The organism is Nitrospira sp. ND1, assembly GCF_900170025.1.
Lineage (GTDB): Bacteria > Nitrospirota > Nitrospiria > Nitrospirales > Nitrospiraceae > Nitrospira_A.
The window spans coordinates 3,228,603-3,245,574 of record NZ_FWEX01000006.1; the positions used below are offsets into that span (position 1 = coordinate 3,228,603).

General features: G+C 61.9%; 15 protein-coding genes. All 15 read left to right on the forward strand.

Features of this window, described 5'->3' with window-relative positions; genetic code table 11:
* Positions 1-7: 7 nt before the first annotated feature.
* The 15 genes from NSND_RS19835 (at position 8) to NSND_RS19905 (ending at position 16,933) form a co-directional block, all read left to right on the forward strand.
* On the forward strand, positions 8-544 hold the full coding sequence (locus NSND_RS19835; protein ID WP_080880638.1) for an OmpH/Skp family outer membrane protein: 537 nt from the start codon (positions 8-10) through the stop codon (positions 542-544).
* A 42-nt stretch (positions 545-586) separates the two neighbouring features.
* Positions 587-1,042 carry a 3-hydroxyacyl-ACP dehydratase FabZ gene (fabZ, locus tag NSND_RS19840; protein ID WP_080880639.1) on the forward strand — a complete coding sequence of 152 codons (456 nt, stop codon included), beginning with the start codon at positions 587-589 and terminating at the stop codon, positions 1,040-1,042.
* Positions 1,043-1,110: 68 nt separating this feature from the next.
* Entirely contained in the window at positions 1,111-1,920 is an 810-nt protein-coding gene (gene lpxA / locus NSND_RS19845) for an acyl-ACP--UDP-N-acetylglucosamine O-acyltransferase (protein WP_080880640.1), read from the forward strand.
* Between the two features lie 3 nt (positions 1,921-1,923).
* Positions 1,924-2,766 (forward strand): LpxI family protein, encoded by an 843-nt coding sequence (locus NSND_RS19850; RefSeq protein ID WP_080880641.1) that lies wholly within the window; start codon positions 1,924-1,926, stop codon positions 2,764-2,766.
* 256 nt (positions 2,767-3,022) lie between these two features.
* Positions 3,023-4,012: a Gfo/Idh/MocA family protein gene (locus NSND_RS19855; RefSeq protein WP_080880642.1), complete on the forward strand. Its 990-nt coding sequence runs from the start codon at positions 3,023-3,025 to the stop codon at positions 4,010-4,012.
* 39 nt (positions 4,013-4,051) lie between these two features.
* A complete protein-coding gene (gene lpxB / locus NSND_RS19860; protein WP_080880643.1) occupies positions 4,052-5,185 on the forward strand; it encodes a lipid-A-disaccharide synthase in 1,134 nt (377 codons plus the stop codon).
* Positions 5,182-6,918: a lipid A export permease/ATP-binding protein MsbA gene (msbA, locus tag NSND_RS19865; RefSeq protein WP_235000321.1), complete on the forward strand. Its 1,737-nt coding sequence runs from the start codon at positions 5,182-5,184 to the stop codon at positions 6,916-6,918. The genes lpxB and msbA overlap by 4 nt, the downstream gene beginning before the upstream one ends.
* 32 nt (positions 6,919-6,950) lie before the next feature.
* Positions 6,951-7,613: a lysophospholipid acyltransferase family protein gene (locus tag NSND_RS19870; protein ID WP_080880645.1), complete on the forward strand. Its 663-nt coding sequence runs from the start codon at positions 6,951-6,953 to the stop codon at positions 7,611-7,613.
* A gap of 49 nt (positions 7,614-7,662) precedes the next feature.
* The gene (locus NSND_RS19875) at positions 7,663-9,018 is read left to right on the forward strand and encodes a 3-deoxy-D-manno-octulosonic acid transferase (RefSeq protein WP_080880646.1); all 1,356 of its coding nucleotides are present in this window, start codon (positions 7,663-7,665) and stop codon (positions 9,016-9,018) included.
* An 11-nt stretch (positions 9,019-9,029) separates the two neighbouring features.
* Entirely contained in the window at positions 9,030-10,100 is a 1,071-nt protein-coding gene (gene lpxK, locus NSND_RS19880) for a tetraacyldisaccharide 4'-kinase (RefSeq protein WP_159450905.1), read from the forward strand.
* Complete coding sequence (waaF, locus tag NSND_RS21385; protein WP_159450906.1) at positions 10,093-11,784, forward strand: lipopolysaccharide heptosyltransferase II; 1,692 nt, start codon at positions 10,093-10,095, stop codon at positions 11,782-11,784. Before lpxK ends, waaF begins: the two co-directional genes overlap by 8 nt.
* Before the next feature lie 17 nt (positions 11,785-11,801).
* Positions 11,802-12,845, forward strand: a complete 1,044-nt coding sequence (locus tag NSND_RS19890; protein WP_080880648.1) for a glycosyltransferase family 9 protein — start codon at positions 11,802-11,804, stop codon at positions 12,843-12,845.
* On the forward strand, positions 12,842-13,945 hold the full coding sequence (locus NSND_RS19895; protein ID WP_080880649.1) for a glycosyltransferase family 4 protein: 1,104 nt from the start codon (positions 12,842-12,844) through the stop codon (positions 13,943-13,945). The genes NSND_RS19890 and NSND_RS19895 overlap by 4 nt, the downstream gene beginning before the upstream one ends.
* Positions 13,942-16,083 carry an LTA synthase family protein gene (locus NSND_RS19900; protein ID WP_080880650.1) on the forward strand — a complete coding sequence of 714 codons (2,142 nt, stop codon included), beginning with the start codon at positions 13,942-13,944 and terminating at the stop codon, positions 16,081-16,083. The genes NSND_RS19895 and NSND_RS19900 overlap by 4 nt, the downstream gene beginning before the upstream one ends.
* A gap of 52 nt (positions 16,084-16,135) precedes the next feature.
* Positions 16,136-16,933 carry a glycosyltransferase family 2 protein gene (locus tag NSND_RS19905; RefSeq protein WP_159450907.1) on the forward strand — a complete coding sequence of 266 codons (798 nt, stop codon included), beginning with the start codon at positions 16,136-16,138 and terminating at the stop codon, positions 16,931-16,933.
* Positions 16,934-16,972 lie beyond the last annotated feature (39 nt).

Below are 16,972 nucleotides of genomic sequence, written 5' to 3' on the forward strand. Positions count from 1 at the left end.
GGGGCCCATGAACGTACGTACTTGGATCGTAGCGGGTGCGGTGCCGGTGGTGTTGGCGTGGTTGGCGCAGCCCGTGCAGGCAGCGGACCGCATCAAGGTCGCGATGATGGACCAGCAACAGGTCGTCGAGCGGAGCGTGGCCGGGAAACGCGCCCTTGAAGATCTCAAAAGTTATTCCACGACGCGCCAGAAGATCATCGATTCCGACGACCAGGAATTGAAGGAGCTTGAGAAGGCGCTCCAGGACAGCGCGCTCACCGAAGAAGTCCGCAAGGAGAAACAGGAGCAATTCAGGGCGAAGCTGGAGGCCTATCAGCGCCGGATTCAAGACTTCAACCGTGAGGTGCAGGAGAAGCAAAAGGGCATGGTCCTGGATTTTGCGCAGCGCATCCATGCCGCGGTATCCGCCGTGGCCCAGAAGGAAGGGTATACCGCCGTCATCGACCGGGGCAGCGAGTCCACCGTCAAGATCGTCGTCTACGGCCACCCGTCGGTCGACCTGACGGAGCAGATCGTCAAGGAGTTCGACCGGCAAAACAAATAGCCGGGATGTGTAATCGTCTACGCAACACAGGAGGCGGGGCTGATGTCAGTGATGGACAATGTTGAGATTCAATCGATCCTTCCCCACCGGTATCCGTTTTTGCTGGTCGATCGTATTCGCGAACTCGATCCGGACCGCCGGATCGTCGGCATTAAGAATGTGACGATCAACGAGCCGTTTTTTCAGGGGCATTTCCCCGGCCGTCCGGTCATGCCCGGGGTGTTGATTCTTGAGGCGCTGGCCCAGGTGGGCGGGGTGCTGGCGTTCAAGTCGTTGGGGTCGGTCGGCCGGCCGGTCGTGTATTTGACCGGCATCGACGGGGCCAAATTCAGGAAGCCGGTGGTCCCGGGTGACATTCTCCGCTTGGAAGTGGATGTGCTGAAGAAGCGCGCGCCGTTCTGGAAGATGCAAGGCAGGGCCTTCGTCGAGTCCGAACTGGTGTGTGAAGCGGAAGTCACGGCCATGGTCACGGATGAACAGGCCGGCGGGGACAAGTAGCCGGGGCTCTGTGTCGGCCGGTGGCGTGGCGTTGAACAGCATAGCAGTCGATGGTGAGGAGGTTTTGAGTGAACATACATCCGACCGCGGTGGTCCATCCCAAAGCGGTGCTCGCAGACGATGTGGAAGTGGGCGCCTATTCCGTCGTCGGTGAACACGTCCGGATCGGCGCAGGCACTCGCGTATTGTCCCACGTGTGCATCGATGGGTGGACCGACATCGGAGAGCGGTGCGAATTGCATCCCTTTGTATCGGTCGGCGGACCGCCCCAACATATGCAGTATAAGGGCGAACCGACCAAGGTCGTGATCGGTCACGACAATATCCTGCGGGAGTACGTGACGGTCAACCGGGCGACGGTGCAAGGCGGTGGAGTCACCAGTATCGGCGACGCCAACTTCCTGATGGCCTACGTCCATGTCGCGCACGATTGCCACCTCGGCAATCATCTCATTCTTGCGAATGCAGCAAGTCTGGCCGGCCATATTACGATCGGCGATCACGCCATCATCGGCGGACTTTCGGGCATCCACCAGTTCGTGCGGATCGGCGCCTATGCGATGGTCGGCGGTTGCTGCGCACTCGGCCAGGACCTGCCGCCGTTCATGCGGGCTGCCGGCGGGTATCGCGCCCGTATGTACGGGCTGAACTCCATCGGTCTGCGACGGCATGGTTTCTCCTCCGAGCGCATCGCGGCGCTGAAGAAGTCCTACGAAGTTCTGTTTCGTTCCGGGCACCGGGTGGCGGAGGCTGTCAAACTGGCGCGTGAGAACTTCAGTGCCAGCCCGGATGTCATGCAGGTGGCCGCGTTTATGGAAGGGACCAAACGGGGGATTTGCCGGTCGGTCGGTAAGGATCAAGAGGGCGAAGAGGAGTAGCGGGTGGGGAAGCAGGTGGCCGAGCATAGGCAGGCATCCGATGGACAGCGGATCGGACTGATTGCGGGTAACGGCCGGTTCCCGATCATTTTTGCCGATAATGCGAAGCGGCTCGGATATTCCGTGTCCGCGGTGGCGCATGAGGGCGAAACCGACCCGGAACTCGCGCGGCACGTTGATCACATTCACTGGATCAAGATCGGCCAGTTCGGCAAATTGATCGAGGCGCTCAAGGGCGACGGCGTGCAGCGCGCAGTCATGCTGGGCGGTATCAAGAAGACGCACGTATTTTCCACGGTCAGGCCGGACTTTCGCGCCTTGGCCCTGGCCGCTAAACTGATTCATCTCAAGGACGACGACATCCTGCGCCGGGTCGCCGAGGAGATCGAACAGGAAGGTATTCAGATCTGTGAATCCACCTTTGGGCTGGAAGGGATCCTTGTCGAGGAAGGCACGTTGACAAGGCGCGAGCCGAGCAAAAAGGAATGGGAAGACATCCGGTACGGCTGGGATGTCGGAAAACAGGTCGGAGCGTTGGATATCGGCCAGTGCGTCGTGGTGAAGGACCGGGTGATTGTGGCCGTCGAAGCCGTGGAAGGAACCGATGGCGCGATCCGCCGGGGCGGTGAACTGGCGCATGGCGGCGCCGTGGTGGTGAAACGGTGCAAACCCCAGCAGGATCTCCGGTTCGATCTTCCTGCCGTCGGCCCGCGCACCATCGAGGTGATGGAGTCCGTGAAGGCGTCGGTGCTGGCGTTGGAAGCGGGACGCGGGATTCTCCTGGACCGTGACGAAACGATCGCGAAGGCGAACCGTGCCGGCATCGCGATTATCGGAATGACGTAACAGGCTGCGGAAAAACTCGATTCGTGCACCTACGCAGCGATCAGCGTCTGTAAGGTGTCGGCATTGAATATAATACACAGGTTGCGAAAAAAGGCCGTCCGGCAAGGCCGCAGCAAGCGACGAGGTGAATCGTACTCGGGCTGTACGGTGAGCCCCGGCGCGATGCGAGAACGCCGCTGGCGGACTTTTTCCGCATCCTGCTCATGTCGTTCGGCATTGGAACGGAGGCCTGCCTCGTGAGACAGGATTGGGCGCGATGAAACAGCTTCGAGCCGGCGTGATCGGTGTCGGTCACCTGGGGCAGCACCATGCCCGCCACTACGCGACTCTTCCCGGCGCAACGTTGGTCGGTGTGTGCGATGCCTCGCCGACCCGTGCCAAGTTGATCGCCGATCGGCATGGCGTCCAGTTCTGGACGGACCTCGACGACCTCCTCAAGCAGGTCGATATCGTCAGTGTCGCCGCTCCTACCTCTGCGCATTTTTCGGCGACCAAGGCCTGCCTGGAAGCCGGCAAGCATGTGCTGGTCGAAAAACCGATCGCCGTGACGTCGGCGGAAGCCCGTGAACTGGTCGAACTGGCTGCGCGCCGTGGGTGCCTGTTACAGGTCGGACATAGCGAGCGGTTCAATCCGATCATGCAGCGCATGCGTCCCTTCATCGAACGCCCGGCCTTTATCGAATGTCACCGCTTGAGCGCCTTCGGTGAGCGGGGGACCGACGTCGATGTCGTGCTGGATCTGATGATTCACGATCTGGATCTGGTGTTGTCGTTCAATCCTGGGCCGGTCGAAGAGGTGCGGGCGGCTGGCGTGCCGGTGCTCTCGTCGAACATCGATATCGCCAATGCCCGAATTGCCTTTGCGAGCGGTTGCGTCGCGAATGTGACGGCGAGTCGCGTATCGACCAACAAGATGCGCCGGCTGCGTGTCTTCCAGCGCGACCGTTACGTCTCGATCGATTTTCAAACGCGCCAGGCTGTCGTGTCCCGTCGCGTGCAGGCGGCCGGCGCCAAGCCGACCATCGACATCGAATCTTACCAGGCCGGAGATGAGGAGCCGTTGCGGCTCGAGCTGGATTCGTTCATTCACGCGGTGAATACCGGGACCCGTCCCGTCGTGTCCGGTGAAGACGGAGAAGCGGCGCTCAATCTGGCGACCCTGGTCCTGGAGGCCATCGGCCGGTTTACGCAACGCCATTCGGCGGATGAGGCTGCGGCGGTGGCCTTTGGCCGGGAGAATGTGTAAGGGTATGACCTCTGTGCCGATCTGCACGAGACGAGCAGCATGCCACGCATCTTAATCGTCACCGGCGAGGCTTCCGGCGACCTCCATGGAGCTCACTTGGTCAAGGCGCTCAAGGAGCTGTCCCCCGCCCTTCAGATTGTGGGTGTCGGCGGCGCGTCGATGCTGGCGGCCGGCGCGGAACTCGTGAAAGACATTCCCCAGCTGGACGTGATGGGGCTCATCGGCCTGTCTGCCGTCAAAACGATGCTGCAGCGGATTTCGCGTATCCGGACACTGATCAAGGGTGAACGCTGGGATCTCGTCGTGTTGATCGACAACCCGGGCCTCAATTTTCATTTTGCGCGAGTGGCCAGGGCCTGCGGTCTCAAGGTGCTCTATTACATTGCGCCGCAAGTATGGGCCTGGCGGCGGGGGCGGATGCGCTGGATCCAGCAGCGCGTCGATCATGTGCTCGCGATTCTGCCGTTCGAGGAACCGCTCTACAAAAAGGCCGGCGTGCGGTGTACGTTTGTCGGCAATCCGCTGCTCGACGAAGTCGCGCCGTCGTACGATCGGCAGGCCTTGCGCCGGCAGTTCGGACTGTCGGATGCAGGCCCCGTGATCGGCTTGTTTCCGGGCAGTCGAAAAGGTGAACTGCTCGAGCATATTCCGCTCCTCCTGGAGACGGTGAAGCGTCTTGCGCAACGGCACCCGGCGATTCAGTTCATCCTGGCCCAGGCGTCATCGATTCAAGACCAGTTCCTTGCCGATCTCTTGAAAGATAGCCCGGTTCCCATTCGGGTCTTTCGCAATCAGGCCAGTGAAGTCATGGCGGCCTCGGACCTGCTGGTCGTCAAGTCGGGCACGTCTACCTTGCAGGCTGCGGTGGTGGGAACGCCCATGATTTTGTTCTATCGGGCCTCATCCTGGCTCACCTACCGGTTGGCGCGTCTCCTGATTCGGGTGCCCTGGATCGGTCTCGCGAATCTGGTCGCCGGACGGGGGATTGTGCCGGAACTGATTCACGATGAGGCGACGCCGGAGCGGCTCATACAGGAAACCGAACGGCTGTTGGGGGATCCTCGCGCGTATGAAGAAATGAAGGCTGCGCTCTTGACGGTACGCCAGGCGTTGGGCACACCCGGTGCGTCGCGTCGTGCCGCGGAAGCCGTCTTGGCCGAGTGTCGGGCATGAAACATTATCTTCGTTTACTTACATATCTGAATCCCTACCGGTTTCGACTGGGCGCGGCGTTTCTTTGCGCGCTGCTCGTGGCCGGACTCTCCGCCGCCTATGCCTGGTTGGTCCGCCCGGTCCTCGACGGCCTGTTCATCAGCAAGGATGAAAGCCTGCTGCTCGTGCTTCCCATCGCGATCCTGGCGGTGGCGGTGCTCAAGGGGGTGTTCAACTACGGACAGAACTATCTGATGAACTATGTCGGGAACCAGGTCATCGGCGACATCAGAGAGCAGCTCTTTTCAAAACTTGTTCGACTGCCGGTTCATTTTCACGACACGAATACGTCGGGCCGGTTGGTCTCGCGGGTCATTAACGATGTAAACCAGATGGCCAATGCCGTGGCGGGGGTGCTGAAAGATCTGTTTCAGCAGGGACTGACGTTTCTGGCCATGATCGGCGTGATCATTTACCAGAACTGGAAACTGGCGGCGGTCTCGATGATCGTGGTGCCGCTTTCCGTGGTCACCATGGCGAGAATGGGAAAACGGTTGAGGAATCTGGCGACGCGCGGCCAGGAACGCATGGGCGACATGGCCTCGACGCTGCAGGAAACGCTGGCCGGTATCCGCATGGTGAAATCGTTCGGCCGGGAAGAGGAAGAAGCCAAGCGATTTCGTTTGAGCAACGACGCCTTCATCCATACGACGATGAAGGCCATTCAGGTCTCCTCGCTGGGTTCTTCCCACATGGAGGTCATCGGTGTGCTCGGGGTCGCGGGGATCATCTGGTACGGCGGGTATCTGGTCATCCATGATGAGATGACTCCCGGCGCCTTCTTCTCGTTCCTGGCGGCCATGTTCATGGCCTACACGCCGATCAGAAGATTGTCCGGCGCGAACAACACGGTTCAGCAGGCGCTGGCGGCCGCCGAGCGGGTATTCGATGTACTGGACTTGCCGACGGAGCCGGAGGCCAACGGCGGCCAGACGGACCTGCCGGCCATTTCCAGGTCCCTCGAATTCAGGCAGGTTGCGTTCCAGTACGAAGGCCAGGGTGAGCCTGCGCTGAGCGGTATCGATCTGACGATCCGGGCGGGCGAGATCATTGCCTTTGTCGGCAGCAGCGGGAGTGGAAAGACCACGCTGGTGAGTCTGCTCCCGAGATTCTACGATCCGACCGGAGGGCAGATTCTGATCGACGGGGTGGATCTTCAGACCTGCAGTTTGCGGTCGGTACGCGGGCAGATCGGAATCGTCTCCCAGGAAGTCGTGCTGTTCGACGATACGGTGCGCAACAATATCGGCTACGGGCGGCAGGGTGCCACGCCCGACGATGTGATGCGAGCGGCCCAGCTGGCCTACGCGCATGAGTTCATTGTCCGGATGCCGGCCGGGTATGATACGTTGATCGGAGAGCGCGGGCTCAAGCTCTCGGGCGGTGAGCGGCAGCGGTTGGCGATCGCGCGGGCGATTCTCCGCGACCCGCCGATCCTGATTCTGGATGAAGCGACGTCGGCGCTGGACACCCAATCGGAGCGCATCGTGCAGCTGGCCCTGACCAATTTGATGCATAACCGAACGACCCTGGTCGTGGCTCACCGGCTGTCGACCATTCAGAATGCCAACCGCATCGTGGTGTTGGACCGGGGCAGGGTCGCGGAAGTCGGCTCGCACGAAGAGCTCCTGCGCAAGGGCGGCATGTATAAGCGCCTGCACGCGATGCAGTTTGCCGATGCGATCTCGGAGTAGGGACGCAGACGAAGGTGAGGGATGGCAGTCCTATGACAACTGATCGATCAGCGGCGGCCCCTCAGCCGCAGCCCTTGCTGAAGCGAGTCGTCAACGCGCTCAAGGTCGCGGTGGTGCCGCCCGTCGGCTACCGGATCATTCAGATGCTACGCCGCACGATGACCTGGCGCACCGAAGGCTCAGAGCATGTGAACCGCTTGTTTGCAGAAGAGAAGCGGGTGATCCTGGCCTTCTGGCATGCTCAGCAGTTGATGATGCCGCTTGCCATTCCGGGGCTTGAAGCCCATGTGTTGATCAGTCAGCATCGCGACGGCGAATTGATCCGCCGCATCGTGGCACGGTTCGGGTTGGACGCCGTTCGCGGGTCCAGTACCAGAGGGGGTGCGGAAGCCTTTCGGCAGCTGATTCGCCTCGGGCGGTCCGGCGGCAATCTCGTGTTGACGCCGGACGGACCGAAGGGCCCGCGGCAGGTGGTCAAGGTGGGCGTAGTGCAGCTGGCGAGGGCCACCGGCCTGCCGATCATCCCGATGGCCTTCGGCTGCTCAAAAAAAAACTCTTCGCGAGCTGGGACCGGTTCATCATGCCCTATCCGTTCTCGCGGGGCCTCTTTCTCCTGGGGCCGCCGATCAGCGTGCCGCCCGACGCCTCGTCCGACGACCTTGAGCGTGTCCGCCGGGAGTTGGAAGACACGCTGAACCGCATGACCATCAAGGCCGATGAGGCCGTCCTGCGGGCTGGCCCGTGATGTGGTATCTGCTTTACAACAGTCTTCTACTCCTGGTTTCCCCGATTATCCTGTTCGTCTTGTTGGCCAAGCAGCGTTGTCGCCGGGGGTTGCCCAAACGGCTGGGACTGCGGGCGGAGATGCCCACGACTGATCCAGCCGGCAGGTCGGGTTGCATCTGGATTCATGCCGTGTCTTTGGGCGAGGTGGTCGCCGTGGCGCCGCTTGTGCGGGATTTGCGTCGGCGGTACCCTGAGACGAGGTTGGTGGTCTCGACCGTAACCGAAACCGGGCGTGAAGCGGTGGAGCAACGGCTGGAGGGCGTGGCCGAGCACCGGTACGCGCCGCTCGATTTTCCCTGGGTCGTCAATCAGGCGATCGATCGTCTCCAGCCGAGTCTGTATATTTTTGTCGAAACGGAACTCTGGCCGAATATCCTGCGGAGTTTGCGGCGTCGAAATGTGCCGTCGATTCTGGTCAACGGGCGATTGTCCACCCGTTCCTTTGAGCGGCAACGCCTGCCGGTCATCCGGGATTTCTACAGGACCATGCTGAACATGATCAGCTGTTGCCTCATGCAATCGGAGCGGGATGCGCAGCGCATGATCGACTTAGGGGCCGAACCGTCACGAGTTCGATGCACCGGCAACATCAAGTTCGATCAACCGGTTCCGCAGGCTGCCGCCGGTGGCACGGCTGTCTCGAAAGCGGCGCTCGGGCTGACCGACCGGGAACTGTTGCTGGTAGCCGGAAGTACACATCCCGGCGAGGAAGAAACGATCGTCAATGCCTATCGGATCCTGAGTCCTGAGTTCCCTGAGCTCCGCTTGGTCCTGGCCCCCCGCCATATCGAACGGGCGGCGCAGGTGGAGCAGATGATCCAGGCGAAAGGCCTTACGGTGACCCGGCGTAGCACCGGCGGACAAGTGCCGATGGCGAGCACGGGGGCGCGGGTGTTGGTCCTGGATACGCGCGGGGAATTGGCCTTGTTATATCGAGACGCAGTGGTGGCCTTTGTCGGGGGCACCCTGGCGCCGGTGGGAGGGCATAATCTCTTGGAGCCGGCGGTCTGGGGGAAACCGGTGCTGTTCGGTCCGCATACCGACCATTGTGCCGAAGTGGCGACGCTCCTGCTGAATGCGCAGGGAGGACTGGTGGTGCAGGACGAACAGGACCTTGCGCAAGGCCTTCAGGCGCTCCTTCGCGATCCCGCCGCGTTGCTGCGGATGGGGCAGGCGGCGCAGCGGGTCGTGGCGGACAACCAGGGCGCGCTCCAGCGTAGCGCGGACATCATCGCCACGTTTCTGCCGGCACGAGGGACCTCGAAGAACGCGCTGGTTGAACAGGGGCGGGAGTTGTCGAGTCGGCAATCGTAATGGCGGCGACCATGTCGAGAGGGCTGCGGTCCTGGTTGCGGTGGGTCGGGTATCCCTACGAACTCGCGGCTCGCCTCCGGCTGTGGGGTTACACCCATGGCTGGTTCTCCACGCGTCGGTTACCTCGTCCCGTCATCAGCGTCGGGAACCTCACCGTCGGTGGCACAGGCAAAACGCCGGTCGTCATGTACCTGGTGGAGCGACTGACGGCACATGGCAAACGCGTGGCGATTCTGAGCCGCGGGTATCGGCGTCGCAGCAACGCTCCGCAATTGCTGGTCTCCGACGGACAACAGGTGTTGGTGGGGCCGGACGAGGCCGGAGACGAGCCCTATTTGATCGCGCGCCGCTGCCCTCAGGCCGTCGTGGCGGTGGGGGCGAACCGGTATGCGCTCGGCCAATGGGTCTTGGGGCGACTGCCGGTGGATTGTTTTTTGCTGGACGACGGGTTTCAGCATGTCCAACTCCATCGCGATCTGAATCTACTCCTGGTGGACGCGACGGACGCGGCGGGCATCCAGGCGGCGTTGCCGGTCGGACGTTTACGGGAACCCCTCTCGGCGGCCGCGCGCGCCTCGGCCATCCTTATCACCCGGGTCGATGAGGCGCATGGAGGGGAGTCGGTGCGGTGTCTGTTGCTCGACGCCTGCGGCTCACTTCCGTCGCTGGTGCGTGTGGGATTCCGGGCGGAGGAGTTCCGGCGCGTAGGGACGGGCGAACGGCTTCCGTTGGATGCGTTTCGCGGCCGGTCGGCTGTGCTCTTCAGCGGGATCGGCAATGCGGAATCCTTTCGCGCCCTGGTGGCCGGATTGGGTATCACCGTGGTTGAGATGCTGGCATTTCCCGATCATGTGCACTATACCCGTGGCATGATAGACACTATTCGAGCCAAGGCGAAAGCCTGTGGCGCCGATCTGCTGGTGACGACGGAGAAAGATGCCGACAAGGTTGCGCCGTTGTTAGTTGCGGAGGATGCCTGCTGGGCCGTGAGACTCCGCACCGAAATTGTGTCGGGGCAGGAGGATTTGGAGCGATTGTTGCGACTCGACTCCGCACGAGGCAGGACGGGAGGCCATGCGTAAGGAAGGCATCCGTCGCATCGTCATCCGCGGCCCCAATTGGCTCGGGGATGCCGTCATGTGCGAGCCGGCCTTGAGTCAGGTGCGCACCCTGTTCCCGCAGGCCGAGATTACCCTGCTGGTGAAGCCCGGCATTGCGGATCTGCTGGCGCAACATCCGGAGGTGAACCGGACGCTGGTGTATGACGATCGGGGACGCCATGCCGGGCTGGTTGGAAAATGGACCCTCGCCGCGGTGCTGCGCCGTCACCGATTCGATCTGGCCATCCTGTTTCAGAATGCCTTTGAGGCGGCGCTGATCAGTTTCCTGGCGGGCATTCCCAGACGATTCGGATATGCGACGGACGGGCGAACGCTGTTGCTGACCGACCCGGTGACCGTGCCGCCACGCACTGCGCAACGACATCAGGTCGAGTATTATTGGGATCTCCTGAAGCCGCTGGGCGGGCACGGTCCTGCGCCTGCGCCTCGTTTGTTTGTCACGCCGGATGAATCGGCGTTGATCGCCGGGCGGTTGGCGGGTGCCGGAATCGGGCCTTCGGATCCGGTGATCGGGGTGAACCCCGGCTCGACCTATGGCCACGCCAAGCGATGGTTGCCGGATCGGTACGCCGAGGTCGTCAACCGTGCGGTGACGGATGTGCAGGGGCGATCGGGTGCCAGAGTCGGCGTGGCGATCTTGGGAGCCAAGGGTGAGGAGCCGTTGGGAAAAGCCATCGCCGACCAGATCAAGACGCGCACGGTCGTGTGTTCCGGCCAGACCACGGTACGGGAATTGATGGCGCTGGTGAAGCGCTGCCAGTTGTTTCTCACGAACGACACGGGGCCCATGCACGTCGCGGCCGCCTTCAAGGTTCCGCTGGTAGCCGTATTCGGCCCGACCGATTGGCAAACCACGTCGCCGTTCGGCGTCGATGCCCAGCTGGTCCGGCAGCCGGTGTCCTGCGCGCCCTGTCTCTTGAGGGAATGTCCCATCGATCACCGGTGCATGACCGGGGTGACGGTGGAGCAGGTCTACGATGCAGTGGTGCAGCACCTGCCGCTGGTGGCCCCTCCTCCGGCAGTCGACCCCGCGCCACCGACGCCAGGTCTCACTTCCACGTCGCTGGCGGGTGTGACCGTATTTCTCGATCGCGACGGCACATTGAATGTCGATACGGGTTATGTGAAATCTCCGGATGACTTCACGGTTCTGCCCGGCGTGGGAGCGGCGTTGGCCCGGTTGAAACAGGCCGGCGCGCGCCTGGTTGTCGTCACGAATCAGTCGGGGCTCGGGCGGGGATATTTTTCATCCAGAGATCTCGAAGCGATTCACAGCAAGTTGCGGCTGGTGCTGGCTGAGGATGGGGTGACGCTCGATGGACTGTATTTTTGTCCCCACCATCCCGACGATCACTGCAACTGCCGCAAACCGGCCAGGGGCATGATCGACCGTGCTCATGCCGAATTGAAAGTGGATCTGAGCCGCGCCTATGTGATCGGCGACAGTATTCGTGATGTCGAACTGGCCAAACAGGTCGGGGCGCGGAGCCTGCTGGTCATGACCGGCCCGTCCGGTGCGGAGGCCTTGGCCGATCTGATGGCCCGCGATCTGCCTCCGGACTATGTGGCCGAGGAGTTGTCGCAGGCGGTGGACTGGATCGTCGCCCATGCGACGCACAGGCCCGCCGCCGACCTGCAGCGCTGATCATCTCTGGTGGCCGAATGACCGATCCCGTACGCCGACTCCTGTTGATCAAACCGAGTTCGCTGGGCGACATCGTCCATGCGATGCCGACCCTGGCGGCGTTGCGCGAGCAGTTTCCCCAAGCCCGTGTCACCTGGCTGGTGAAGCGACAATGGGCGCCGCTGGTGGAAGTCATTGCCGGGGTCGACCAGGTCTGTTCGGTATCGGAAGGACTCAGGGGCTGGTTGGGGCGGGTGCCCGATCTCCGGGCGGCCGGCTTCGATCTGGTCGTCGATCTTCAAGGACTCTTCCGGAGCGGGGCGATGGCTCGGTTGAGCGGTTGCGACCGTCGGATCGGGTTTGCCAATGCGCGGGAGGGCAGCTCTCTGTTCTATACCCAGCGGGTGGCGGTTCCTCCCGCGCCCATGCACGCGGTCGATCGCTACCTGCTCGTCGCCGAGGCGCTAGGCGCGACACGACCCACGCAGCCGCGGTTCGAATTCGTCGATCGATCGGAAGACCGACAGGCCGTGGAGACCATGTTGTCCCGGGCCGGAGTTGCCCCTCATCAACCCTGGGTTGCCATGAACGTGTCCGCGCGTTGGGAGACCAAGCGCTGGCCGCCGCAACATTTTGCTGAGGCAGCAGACCGGCTTTCTCAGGCGCATGCGCTGCCTGTGGTCCTGATCGGCGGGCCGGCCGAGCGGGCGGAGTCGCTCGCGGTGACGGCGCTCATGCGTACGAAAGCGATTGATCTGACAGGACAGACCCCTGTAGGCTTGCTCCCCGGTTTACTCCGTCGCGCGTCCTTGTTGGTGACGAACGATTCCGGGCCTATGCACATCGCTGCGGCGGTGGGGACGCCGGTGGTGGCCCTGTTCGGCCCGACGGATCCGGTCAAAACCGGGCCCTATGGCAAGGGCCATGTGGTCCTGTCGCATGCAGTGGAATGCAGACCCTGTTTTCGCCGTGACTGTGCCCGTGCCGTGCCCCTCGAATGTCTGACCGCCGTGCGACCGGAACAGGTCGTTCGTGCCGTCGAACAACAACTTGAGCGATCACAGAAACCAGGATCATTGTGAACATCATCATTGCGGAATCCAGCACGGCGGTCGGCGGACAGGAACTGGCTGTTCTGCTGCACGCGGAGCGCCTGTTGAAGCGCGGCCATCGCATTCGATTGGTCCTGGAGCCGCGCAGCCCGATCATGGCCATGGCCAGGGAACGAGGGCTTCCGGTCGAACCCTTTGTCATGCGGCAATGGCGGCTGCCGCTGTCGATTCTGGCTTTCCGCGCGTTGCTCAAGCGGGAGCGTCCCGAGATCGTCCACGTCAACAGTTCACGCGATAGCTGGATCGCGGCGCTGTCGTCGCGCCTGCTCGATCCGCGCCCCAAAGTCATTCGCACGCGGCATATTTCGGCGCCGCTCAATAACAACGCCACCACGCATTGGCTGTATCGTCGTCTCTTCGACATGGTCATCGTGACTGGGAGCGAACGGAATCGGCAGGACCTCATCCATCGGGACGGATTGGCGCCGGACCGTGTCGCTTCGTTTCCCATCGGCTTGGATGTGGAGCACTTTTCGCCGGCCAAGCCTCAGCACGATATCCGGTCCGAGCTGGGGATTCCCACCGGGCATCTGCTGGTCGGGATGATTTCCTATCTGCGGGACTATAAAGGCCACCGGTATCTTGTAGAGGCGGCCGCCAAGGTGCTGAAGCAACGCCAGGGAGTGGCCTTTCTCATCGTGGGTGAAGGGCCGGAAGAGCAGAACATCCGCGCGCAAATCGAACGCCTCGGCTTGACCGCCGGCGTGCGCATGTTGGGATTCCGAGATGACCTCCTGGATGTGTTCCGGTCGTTGAATCTCTTTGTGATTCCCACGGTCGAAGGCGATACCATTCCTCAGGTGTTGATGCAGGCCCTGGCGATCGGACTCCCGGTTGTCTCGACGACCACCGGATCGATTCCCGATGTGCTGGCCGACGGGGAGTCGGGGTTCATCGTCCCGCCGCGGGATGCCGATGCGTTGGCCGATCGGATCGGTCGCCTGCTGGTCGATCCCGAGCTTCGCGCCGCGATGGGGCGACGGGGCCGTCAGACGGTGGAGCAGTCCTATTCGATCGACCGGATGGTGGATGAGCTGGAGCGTGTCTATCGACGGGTGATCGCATCATGATGCAACGATGGGCGGAAGCCCGCGCCTCCATCCGCAAAAGCGTGCTGTTCTGGTGGATTCTCTTCGTCGTGATGCAAATGGCGGAGCGGGTGTTTCTGTTGCGCGACGCGTTTGAGCAGGAAGCTCCCAGCCTGCCGCTGCTGCTCAAGACCCTTGTCGTCGGCGTGCGGGGGGATTTCATTACCGCCACCTTTGCGTTGGTACTGGCCGGGGTCGGGGCAGGGGCATGGGCCCTGCGGGGGCATGGCTGGAGCGGATTGAGACGTCTGACCCAGCCCTTCCTCCTGTCGTTTCGATCTGGGCTGCACGTGGGGTCTGTGCTGACCGGCTTGTTGTTGTTTGTCCTGCTGTGTGTGGACATGGGGTACTACGGGTTCAACCGGCAGCATATGGACTTCGTGTTTCTCGAATATGTCGGCGACCTCTTTGCGCCTGCGGCGACATCGGACAGCACCAATGTGCAGGCGATGCAGCAAACCAGCGCAGAGTTAGGCGCGGCAGGTAAATGGGCGGGAAGGCTGGCGCTCTTTCTGGGCATCCAGGCTGTGGCCATGGGGCTGTGGTGGTGGAGTTTTTCCTGCGCCATTGTGCCGGCGTTGGCTCGCTGGCGGCCGGGCTCGGGGTTTCAGGCGAACACGTTCCTCCTTGTTGCGCTGGTGGCGGGCGGCGCCGGGTTCCATCATTCCGGCCCCTACGGGATTCGGATCGCGCCGATCGGAAGCATGGTCTATTACACGCTGGCGCAGAATCCCGTCCTCTTTGCGGCTGAAGCCCTGCGAATCGCGGTGGTATCGCGAGGGTCGATGGAGCAACGGGCAAGTGCCGAGGCGATGCCCTATGAGGTCGCCGTTCAGACCGTGCAGCGATTGCTCGGCCCGGGTGAAGCATTTGTGGATCAGCGGTATCCCCTGGTCAGAACCATGGCCGCCTCTTCTGATAGTGTTCGGTTACCCGGGCAGGCGAACATCCTGTTGGTATTTCTCGAAGGGCTGGATCGCCGGTATCTCGAGCAGAAGTACGGCGAGATTCAGGGGACACCTTTTTTGGATCGCCTGAAGCAGGAGAGCGTCTACTTCGAGAACTTTTTCTCCAACGGCGTTCAAACGTCACGGGGGCTGTTTGCGACCCTCTGCAGCGCCTTTCCGCGGCAAGGGGCCGCCGCAATGAAAACGCGCTATGCCCACGATTACCTCTGTCTGCCGTCTTTGTTACAGCGTCAGGGCTACCGAACGGAGATGGTGATCGGGCAGCATCGGGACTTGAACCGGCTTCAGTCGTTCGTGGCGCGCAATGGTTTGCAGCAGCTGATCGACGAGGGAGATTTTCCCAAGGATGCGGAGCGGATGGGCCTCGGCATCGTGGACGGCGCCCTGTTCGATCTCTGTTACGAACGCATCAAGCAACGCCAGGCGGAGGACAAACCGTTTTTTCTGACGACCCTCACGTTGTCGACCCATCATCCCTTCGCGGCCCCGCAGAACCATCCCGACGTGCGTCTGCTGCAGGAGCAGGTGCAAGACAAGTATGTCGGCGCTCTGCGATATACGGATCTCGAATTCGAGCGGGTGTTTACCAGACTCGTTCGCGAGGGACTCTTGCGGAATACGGTTGTCGTCGTCCTGGGTGACCATGGCCGGCACGAACCGGTCGGGAGCACAGATATGGAGCGAAAGGCGGGTCATTTTGCATCGCCGCTGTTTATCTGGATGGACGAGTCGTTGCGCACTCCGGCCACCTATCGCCCGCGGACCGTGTCGGCCATTGCCAGCCAGGTCGATGTGGCTCCGACCCTGCTGGCGCTCAACGGCATTCTACCTGCCGTGGGGGCGTTCGCCGGACATGATTTGACCTGTCTGTTGGTGCGGGATTGTTTGCCGAACCAGGTGGCCTATCTCACCAGTGTCTACGACAATCTGGTCGGCCTGGCCAGTCCGGACGGGCTGTTATTGTATTCGTTCTCGACCGAGTCGTTTCAAGAGGCCACGCTCAATTTCGACGCGGTATCCGACAGCGAGTCGGGCCGGCGACGACGGTTCGCTACTCACGACCGGGAGTTGATGGCTCTCTACGAGGTGGCGAATGTCGCGCTCGATTCGAATCGCCTCTGGTCCTGGCGCGAGTTCGGGACACGATTATGATCGTGTGGGGCACAATTTCTTGTTCGTCGTTGTTCGAGAAGGATCTGCTGCTGTGAATCACATTCCGGTGTCGGCCGTGGTCATCGCCTACAATGACGAGCCCAATATGCGGGCTTGTCTGGAGTCCATTACTTGGGCGGATGAAATCATCGTGGTGGATTCCCACAGTACCGACGCCACCGAGCGCATCAGCCGGGAATTTACCGACCAGGTCTATCAGCATGACTTTCATGGATTCGGGCGCCTGCGGAACGAGGCCCTGACCCATGCCACGCACGACTGGGTGTTCAGTCTGGATACCGATGAACGGGCGACGCCGGAGTTGCGCGAGGAGATCCGGCGCGTGCTGGCTGCCGGCCCGGAGGCCGATGCCTACTTCGTCCCCCGCAAGAATTACTTTCTCGGGCGCTGGATCAAACATTGCGGCTGGTTTCCTGACTACCGGCAGCCGCAGTTGTTTCGGAAGAGCCGGCTGCGTTATCGGGAGGAACTTGTCCATGAAAGTTTCGATCTGGACGGGAAAATCGGCTACTTGACGGCCGCTGCGCTGCAGTACCCCTTCCGGGATATCGACCATTACTTAGCGAAGCAGGAGCGCTATTCCGATCTCATGGCGCGGCGCATGGTCGAGCAGGGGCGTGCATTCTCCCCGCATCAGCTGGTCTCACATCCCTGTTTCACATTTCTGAAAATGTATGTCGGGCGGAAAGGTTGTCTGGACGGGGTGCCCGGACTCATCTTGTCCGGACTCTATGCCTATTATACGTTCATCAAGTACGCGCGTTTCTGGGAGTTGCGGTCCCGGGTGCTGCCTGAGGGCAGCCAGGCTGCGCCGGTGAAGCAGGGCTAAGCGTGACGGGTTACTGACGATGGAGCGAGACGCAGCACC

What these genes read in the sequence shown, in the direction of transcription:
- NSND_RS19875 (WP_080880646.1), top strand. Translation starts at nt 7,663, where the DNA reads ATGTGGTATCTGCTTTACAACAGTCTTCTACTCCTGGTTTCCCCGATT.
- NSND_RS19890 (WP_080880648.1), top strand. Translation starts at nt 11,802, where the DNA reads ATGACCGATCCCGTACGCCGACTCCTGTTGATCAAACCGAGTTCGCTG.
- fabZ (WP_080880639.1), top strand. Translation starts at nt 587, where the DNA reads ATGTCAGTGATGGACAATGTTGAGATTCAATCGATCCTTCCCCACCGG.
- NSND_RS19855 (WP_080880642.1), top strand. Translation starts at nt 3,023, where the DNA reads ATGAAACAGCTTCGAGCCGGCGTGATCGGTGTCGGTCACCTGGGGCAG.
- NSND_RS19870 (WP_080880645.1), top strand. Translation starts at nt 6,951, where the DNA reads ATGACAACTGATCGATCAGCGGCGGCCCCTCAGCCGCAGCCCTTGCTG.
- msbA (WP_235000321.1), top strand. Translation starts at nt 5,182, where the DNA reads ATGAAACATTATCTTCGTTTACTTACATATCTGAATCCCTACCGGTTT.
- waaF (WP_159450906.1), top strand. Translation starts at nt 10,093, where the DNA reads ATGCGTAAGGAAGGCATCCGTCGCATCGTCATCCGCGGCCCCAATTGG.
- lpxB (WP_080880643.1), top strand. Translation starts at nt 4,052, where the DNA reads ATGCCACGCATCTTAATCGTCACCGGCGAGGCTTCCGGCGACCTCCAT.
- lpxK (WP_159450905.1), top strand. Translation starts at nt 9,030, where the DNA reads ATGTCGAGAGGGCTGCGGTCCTGGTTGCGGTGGGTCGGGTATCCCTAC.
- NSND_RS19900 (WP_080880650.1), top strand. Translation starts at nt 13,942, where the DNA reads ATGATGCAACGATGGGCGGAAGCCCGCGCCTCCATCCGCAAAAGCGTG.
- NSND_RS19835 (WP_080880638.1), top strand. Translation starts at nt 8, where the DNA reads ATGAACGTACGTACTTGGATCGTAGCGGGTGCGGTGCCGGTGGTGTTG.